This window comes from Endozoicomonas sp. SESOKO1 (assembly GCF_024606265.1).
In the GTDB taxonomy this organism is placed as follows: domain Bacteria; phylum Pseudomonadota; class Gammaproteobacteria; order Pseudomonadales; family Endozoicomonadaceae; genus Endozoicomonas.
The window spans coordinates 22667-30125 of the sequence record NZ_JAHHPP010000400.1; the positions used below are offsets into that span (position 1 = coordinate 22667).

At 47.1% G+C, this 7459-nt stretch carries 4 protein-coding genes; 1 reads left to right on the forward strand and 3 read right to left on the reverse strand.

Annotation, left to right across the window (positions count from 1 at the left end; genetic code table 11):
- Positions 1 to 153: 153 nt before the first annotated feature.
- Positions 154 to 384: a hypothetical protein gene (locus KDK13_RS18285; RefSeq protein ID WP_257286435.1), complete on the forward strand. Its 231-nt coding sequence runs from the start codon at positions 154 to 156 to the stop codon at positions 382 to 384.
- Between the two features lie 26 nt (positions 385 to 410).
- Here KDK13_RS18285 and KDK13_RS18290 read toward each other — a convergent pair whose 3' ends face one another.
- From KDK13_RS18290 to KDK13_RS18300, 3 genes are all read right to left on the reverse strand, one after another.
- The gene (locus tag KDK13_RS18290; RefSeq protein ID WP_257286436.1) at positions 411 to 1031 is read right to left on the reverse strand and encodes a YigZ family protein; all 621 of its coding nucleotides are present in this window, start codon (positions 1029 to 1031) and stop codon (positions 411 to 413) included.
- Positions 1032 to 1082: 51 nt separating this feature from the next.
- A complete protein-coding gene (locus KDK13_RS18295) occupies positions 1083 to 1454 on the reverse strand; it encodes a PilZ domain-containing protein (RefSeq protein ID WP_257286437.1) in 372 nt (123 codons plus the stop codon).
- 143 nt (positions 1455 to 1597) lie between these two features.
- The gene (locus KDK13_RS18300) at positions 1598 to 7282 is read right to left on the reverse strand and encodes a hypothetical protein (RefSeq protein WP_257286438.1); all 5685 of its coding nucleotides are present in this window, start codon (positions 7280 to 7282) and stop codon (positions 1598 to 1600) included.
- Positions 7283 to 7459: the final 177 nt, after the last annotated feature.

Consider the following 7459-nt stretch of genomic DNA (forward strand, 5'->3'; position numbering starts at 1 on the left):
GCCAACCATTCAGTTCTGAAACACTACAGTATCGTTGGCTCAGTTTAAAGAAGCCAGCCTGCCAGCTCGGTAAAATAAGATTGTCTTTTAAAAAAACACTCTTGGTGAGCAATAACGTGGCCGATATCAAGCTTGAGAAGAGGAGAGAAGACAATGAAAAAAGGAGATAAGCGCCACGGCACTTTTACCCCGGCTTTCAAGGGAAATTACCCGCTGTGTCTGCAGGAGATTGCAGGGCAGAAAATCCAGTGGCAATACATGGGCGAAAGCACCATGCATCCCCTTGGCACCGGATTATTTATGGCCATGAACGACAACAAACTTCTGCAGGAGCAGAAGTACTGGGTCTTCGAAGATGCCATTGAGTTTGATAACCATGATTAAGGACACATTCATGGAACTAAAAATATTCAGGGATCATCCTGCCACTGAATGATAATCTGCCCCCGGCTGACATCGTGTAAATGCCGGGCAAGGTGCTCTTTTCCGGTTTCTGGCATTAAGATCGTCATCTTGACTGACTGGCCATAGTCACACTGCTCAAGACTTGCCTGAAACTGGTCAAGGTGGTGGCGAACCATCTGCTCATGGGCATACTCGCAGACAAGTATCCCCTCTTTTAATGCAACCCGCTGCTCAAGAGGCAATGCTTCACAGGCTTGCTGAACAGACGCACTGTAAGCCCTGACCAGGCCACCAGCCCCCAGTTTCACGCCACCAAAGTAGCGCACCACCACAGCCACAACATCGCCAATACGCTTATGCTGCAATACATTCAACATTGGACGGCCTGCGGTACCTGAAGGCTCACCGTCGTCATCAAACCCAACCACAGCACCGCCATCCGGTGCACCTGCAACAAAGGCTGAACAGTGATGAGTGGCATCCGGGTATTCGATACGCTTTTCTTCAACAAAAGCCAGGGCTTCCTTACGGGAGTGAGCCGGAGAAAGACAGGTAATAAATCGGCTTTTTTTGACTTCGGTTTCAACCGTTATAACTTGTGCAGGAACAACGTAATCAGCTGACATAGCGACCTGGGACAGCAATCGATCGGTAACGTAAAATTCTACCTGAAAACGTCAGTCTGCGACTTCGCCAAAGGTAAAATAACTTTTCAATGTTTCAATCAGATCAATAATATCATGACCCGCATTGACAATACTGTAGCCAGAATCAAAATATTCAGGTCCAACATCAGGCTTGCACCAGTGGCACCGGGCATCAAAATCCAGATAACGCTCTCCCATCTCATCATCGGGAAGAATAATTCGCATATTATAAACAGCACCAATCAACACAGGGACAGAACTGATCAGCATTAAACCATTACAACTGATGTTCCCGATACTCCCCATAACCCTCATCGTGTTGCGATTATAAATTTTCAGATAATCCTGCAACTGATGACGCTTAATCGAGCGGCGTTCCTTGCCACTGGGTGTTAACGACATATATCACGCCTTGTTTGTTTAGACATAGATAATCAGAAACCATTTTCTGAATACTTGAAATACCCAACTCAAATAGAGCAATCCAAATCCATTCAAACGCATCCAATAACATTTGAAGAAATAGATTCCGTCATTATCAAAAATTATTGCAACTTAATTATTTTCCTTTTATCAATTACATCCTGGGTACGGGAAGCATCCTTTACCAGAGTTCTTCTATATTCTTTATTAGCAGACAACAACTCTTGCTGAATCCAGCCCAGACAATTGGTTAATTGATCACCATTCCTTTTGCTTAATTCCACTCTGGCCATTTGTTTGGCATTGTCTTCTTTTTTCATCATTCCAAGCGCATCAAACTGGCTTTTTAATTGGCTGTTTAATGGCGGCAGAGGCACTTTCCAGTTCCAGTTTTGGGTTCTTGCCCCAGATTTTGTAGTCAACATAATTTTCGTTGGATTTGGATCTTTAGCCTTTGGATAGAGAGCAGCCTGTCTACTGCCTACGGTCTTGAATGTGCTCATAAGCCCCGGCATTGCTTCTCCCAAGGATACGCACAACTTCCCAAGATTATTATTATTATTCTTATTCGATACAAATTTGACTCCAGATAATGCTGAAACCAGTTTATGATAAAATACCTCTACGGCACTGTTCTGTTCCCTGCAAAATTCTGTGAGCGTGGCTAAATTACCATGTTTTTCCACTGCCTTAAGCTTGTCATCCAGCTCTTGCTTGGCTGCGGTTACTTTATTCCATCCTGAAGAGACTACCAGCCCAACATCTTTATTCCTGATATTTTCAACGGACTCACCATTATTGCAAAGACTGCTGATTTTTGCATATATACCATTGGCCGTTTCACACAATGAGCGACAATGACCCTTTAGATCCTGTGGAATGTTACGCGCCACTGCCTGAGAATCCGCTCTAATCCCGTTTGCCTGTAATTTAGCAATACATTTTTCAATTTCACGATCCATATGCCGACTTTTGGCTACGGCTTCAAGCGATTCGTCTTTATTAAAGCCAGCAAAGCTTTCCCTTTCTATTTTCTGTAACTCTTTGTGAACTTCATTCCTTAACTGATCTTCAAATTCTTTAACATACAGTTGGTGATTATATTCACCCGCACCGCCCACCGGAGTGATGACCTGGCCAAGCTCAACCTCATCAAGCACCTGTCTGGCCATGGTACCGCGCCAGGTATGAGCACTGGATAAAATCTCATCAGCATCAGCGCGTTTACTCCCTCTTTCAAAACTCGCCTCACATTCTTTTACAAATGATGAGTCTTCACGAAGTGCCATCAGGCCCGCAGTCATTTCCAGGAACTGATTCTGCTCCTGCCACTGTGCTCTTTTCAAATCCGCCAGAGCAGTTTTCACCGACTGGGGAAATACATTGCACTCCCAGGATTTGATAAAGGTTTCCAGATCACGTTCCAGGTTACTGTCGTGGTTGCTTTCATGATCATCCGGAGGCGAAACATGCAGTTTGGAATGGATCACGCGCAGCTGTTCAGGGCTCACTTTATCGCCTAACCCGGCCATCAGTTCTGCCTTCGCTTCCTGAGTGTTCTTATGGGCACGCTCATAGGCATTGGTCAGTTCTTTGTGCTTCTCACTGTAATCGTGGCCGACACTGTCAATGGGTGGTAAGACTTTCGTATTTATCACCACATAAGTGTCCTGCTGCCTGAAATGGTCCGAATTACGCAAGAGACGACCAACTTCCTGAAGAAATACATTGCTGCGCCTGCTGACATCTTCAGCCATACCAAGGTGGATACCGACACTTGCCGCACTTTGGGGACAATCCGTTCCGGTACCCTGCGTCCTGTCAAGGCGAACGTCGTACTCCTCAGGGTTATTTCGAATCAATGCCTCCATTTCCGGTGAAACCACGGCGTCCGGTTGTTGATATTTTTCCTGTTTCGGATGGTACAGGCAGAGCTGTTTCTGATCGTTATAGTACAAAAGCCCCCGAACCTTGCCATCCCGTGCTTTTTTCAGACATTCATGATCATCCACTACGCGCATGAACCGGTCTTTGCCATTATCGTTACCATCAAACAGAATGATCTGTTTATCCTTTCCGGAACTCTCCATCACCTGCTTGAGGACTTCAATTCTATTCCCGGGTTTTGTTGTTTCACTGGACAAGACAGGTGTTGTTTTCGTCAGCCAATTGAAGAATCTGGCATTGGTGGTCATGGCGTTCGATTCGCATTTTTCCGCCGCCTCTTTAACCGTTGCCGATTTCGTCAACGCAGCCATGGTAAACCCGGTGCCCATGGTGGCTGACAGACAGATTTTATGCTTGCTGCCGCTCAAAAAGGCTGCCTGCATTTCGGCCACTTCGCGCTCATCTATCGGCTTCGTCCCGAGTGGTTTCAATGCCAGGTTCATATCTGCGGTCACTTCCGTAAACTCATCATTACTGCTTGGCACCACGGAACGATCATACTCATCAAAAACCTTCAGACCGTCGTATAGCAATGCATCCAGAATGTCTTCTGATAAGCGAATCTCTTTTTTCAACGTAGCCGGGGTTTCTTGACAGTGAGTCTGGTAATCTGACGGATCAATGGCTTTCAGTCGGTCCCTGAGCGCCATTAATAGCTGAACATCTTTTGTGGAGATACCCAGTGGACCTTCGCCAATCACCTGCTCCTTAATATCCTTCAGCACCTCCGGCGACCACCATTTCTGTGGAGTCCCGGACTGAGGCACAAAATCTTTAAAAAGATCCAGCCTGCGATACGTTACGCCCGAATCAGCAAAATAACCTCTCAGTGAGTGATCCAGTTCAGCCTGGTTATTGGCTGGCGCAATGATCCGAACAGGGTGTTTTTTCCGGCTGGCCTGATCGGCAACCAGGGGAATAATGGTTTTACTTTTACCGTAACCTGTGCCCAGCTGGAGAACCAGAGTCTTACCTTTTGACTCTCTGTCTCTACCCATTTCCTGCACAAAGTTAAATACTTTTTCAGCCATCTTTGGCTGGTCACCACGCAGGACGAGCCCGCCTTGCTCAAATGCAATCATGATCCGACTTTGTTCATCCAGACCACGGCGGTAGTGAGACTCTATTCGTTCTGTCGCTTCTTTCTGTGCCCCCGCCAGCAGTGCCATATCCAGGTTCAATGCCTGACAGGTGCCCTTAAACTCATCATCAGGCATCTGCTGACTGTCAAAGCGCTCACTCTTTACCACCGCCAGCTTGTCTTTCAGAGCGCCCATACGCTGCCCCATACCGATACAGAAATCCTTCTCATTCTTCACCAGCAGCAGTTGCACCAGGTCAACACAGAAAGGGCTACGATTCACATTGACCCACGCTGGCAGATGTCCGCTCTTAAACTGGTTAATAGCAAAATCAACCAGCTCATCATCCCGGTAAAAATTCAGCGCTTTATCTTTACTATGGCGTCTAATGGCATCGCCAAGCTTTCTGGTCAGGTAGTCCACGCCCTCGCTCAACCGTAGCTGGCGATCCCGATTCACTTTGACCACCTTGTCAAAATTTAACGCAACCTGCTGGAGCGAACCGTCTGCCCATTCCGGTGCATCCGGTTTAATTTCGCAACCGGCAAATACCGACATGTTTTGAAAAGCACCCGCTTTGAACACCTTGAGGTTTTTCTCACCGAGTTCAATCAGCTCATTATTGCCAAATTTCTTCCGGCATTGTTCAAAATAGCCTTTGCCAACGCTATCAAAACTGGCATCTACCGAAAGGTTTTGATAGCGTTGATCCGCTGATTTCAAGCTGGCATTTTCCAGATGAGTCCCCACCTTTTCCTTGTTTTCTTTTTCATTCTGAAGCAAGGTGTATTGACTCTTTTCTATCTTCCGTGCCGCCAGGAGATCACTTTGATCCTTAGTGGCAATCAATTTTTGCAGAGTTCCAAGACTGGATCGTGCCTCCACATCAAGGCGGGTTTGCTGATATAACGAAGCCAGCTTTTTCTGTGCATTCTCTGTTTCATTCCACTTTTCGCGTATCGACTGTACGCCACCTCTGAGCGCCCTTGCTTTCGCCCAGGCAACCCCATCTGGCTTTTTATCTCCAAAGGCCTGGTCAGGACCTTTTGCTGCCCGTAGCAAAAACCTGGCATCGACCATTTCATCTTCACTGGCAGCGTCTATTGGCCTGGGCTTTAACTCTCCCTTGCCATCAGGCTCATATAAGAAATACCGTGGCTCCTGTGCCGTTGTCTGCAACACCAGAATGCCCGGTTTGCCATCATCTGCTCTTACTGGCAACCAATTGCCGGCAAAGGGAATATCGCTTTTCGGGTACTCGTAGAGAAAACGGGGGTGTAACTTATAATGTCTGTTGCCCAGCATCCCATGCCAGTCACCAGCCCGGTCTTTTTCAAAGACAATGCCTTCCGGTTTGCCGCCATCGATCGCTATACTTTCTGCCCCTTCATCCGATTTTCGGTAGTTGGCATTGGCAACACCTGCGAAGAATTCACTCAGAGGGCCTTTACCCCTACCCAGGCTGGTGACCGTAAAGGACCCTTCCGTGGTCGATGCACCGTCTTTTAAGGTTTCATAGTCAAAGATGCCTTTTTGGTGAAATGCCTCCATAAACTCAAGTTTCTGGCCAGTTATTTCCGGAAACTCCCCGGAAGTGCCCAGCTTATCCAGTAAACTATTACAACGGTTTTGCAGTTTCTGATATCTGGGATCACCATTTTTTGCGGTTAATGTGCCTTTGTGCTGACTGGCTGACTCAACGGCCAGTTTGGAATTGGGCTTTTTCAGATCGCTCAGACAGGCTTTCAGAACAGCGGACTTATCGGGCATAGGATGGAGGTTGAATTGATCGCGAATATCCAGTAACCCTTTAGTCAATGCGGCATCTACATCCCTTAACTGTTTCACGGCGGTGTTATCAACACCTTCCTGCTTTACCTTCAGGCTGTTCAACAGCGCCAGCAGCCTCGGCCTGATACTAGCATCCCCAATCAGCCTGGCGGCCTGTTTTCCAGTGGCTGACAGAACCCCAGCGTCGGTTTGCTGGACGCTAAATACCTTATCCAGTGCTATCTCCTGTTGGCGGATAGCTTCTGAGGCAAATTGCTCACCTCTGATACCCAATCTGCCCTGGTGAACACGGGCGGGAATTCCCAGTGGGTCAAGCTGCTGTAACCTCTGGGCATACTGCATATAAAGCTGCTGAAGTTTCAGATGTCGGCCGTCCCCTTCGGGCACCTCCGCAACTTCAGCATTACATCTTCTCACTAACTCCCTGGACACCCGATCAATAGTTTGACCCGCCAGGAAACTGCAAGCCTCGCCATGATTGGATGTAAATACACTGGCCAGATCTGGTAATACCTTTTCCATATAGTCATCAGTGTCAGGATAGTTAGCACTGGTCTTATCAAGATCTGCAAACCACTTTTGGACTGCTTTCCCCGTTATTGCCCGGTTTGATTGATCAATACTGCTTTTTTGCTGCGTCAGGCTGTTCCTGATACTGTTCGCTCTGTCTTCAAGTGCTTTACACTCTTCAGGGCGATCGCGATATTTATTGTTAAAATCATCAACGGTCTTATCTATTTCTTTCTCCAGGGTTCGAATTTTCCCGGTAATCGCATTTCGCAAACGGGTATTACTTGGCTCAAGCTTTCTCTCCTCTCCCTCCAACCAGGTAATATCTTTCTTTGCTATCTCTAAAGCCTTCCAGTTATTAAACTGCTCCACTTTAGCAGCCATACCGTTTACCGCTTTTTGCAGGGCAACCGTGTTCTGATGTACCCCGGAAAGTCGAATGGCTTCCTGGTTAACGGGAACATTGTTTAAATACAACTCCAATTCCCTTGGACTTTGATCCGGCGAGGTTGGCGAAGGCAAGTCTGGACGATCTACTGTAGACCAGGTCACTTTCGGCGGCGTTGAAAATGCCATTGCATATGGGGTGGTAGCGGGTGTTGAAGGCAACGGTCCAGTCTTGGAACTCTGCAAAAATTGATTGCCACTAAGGAT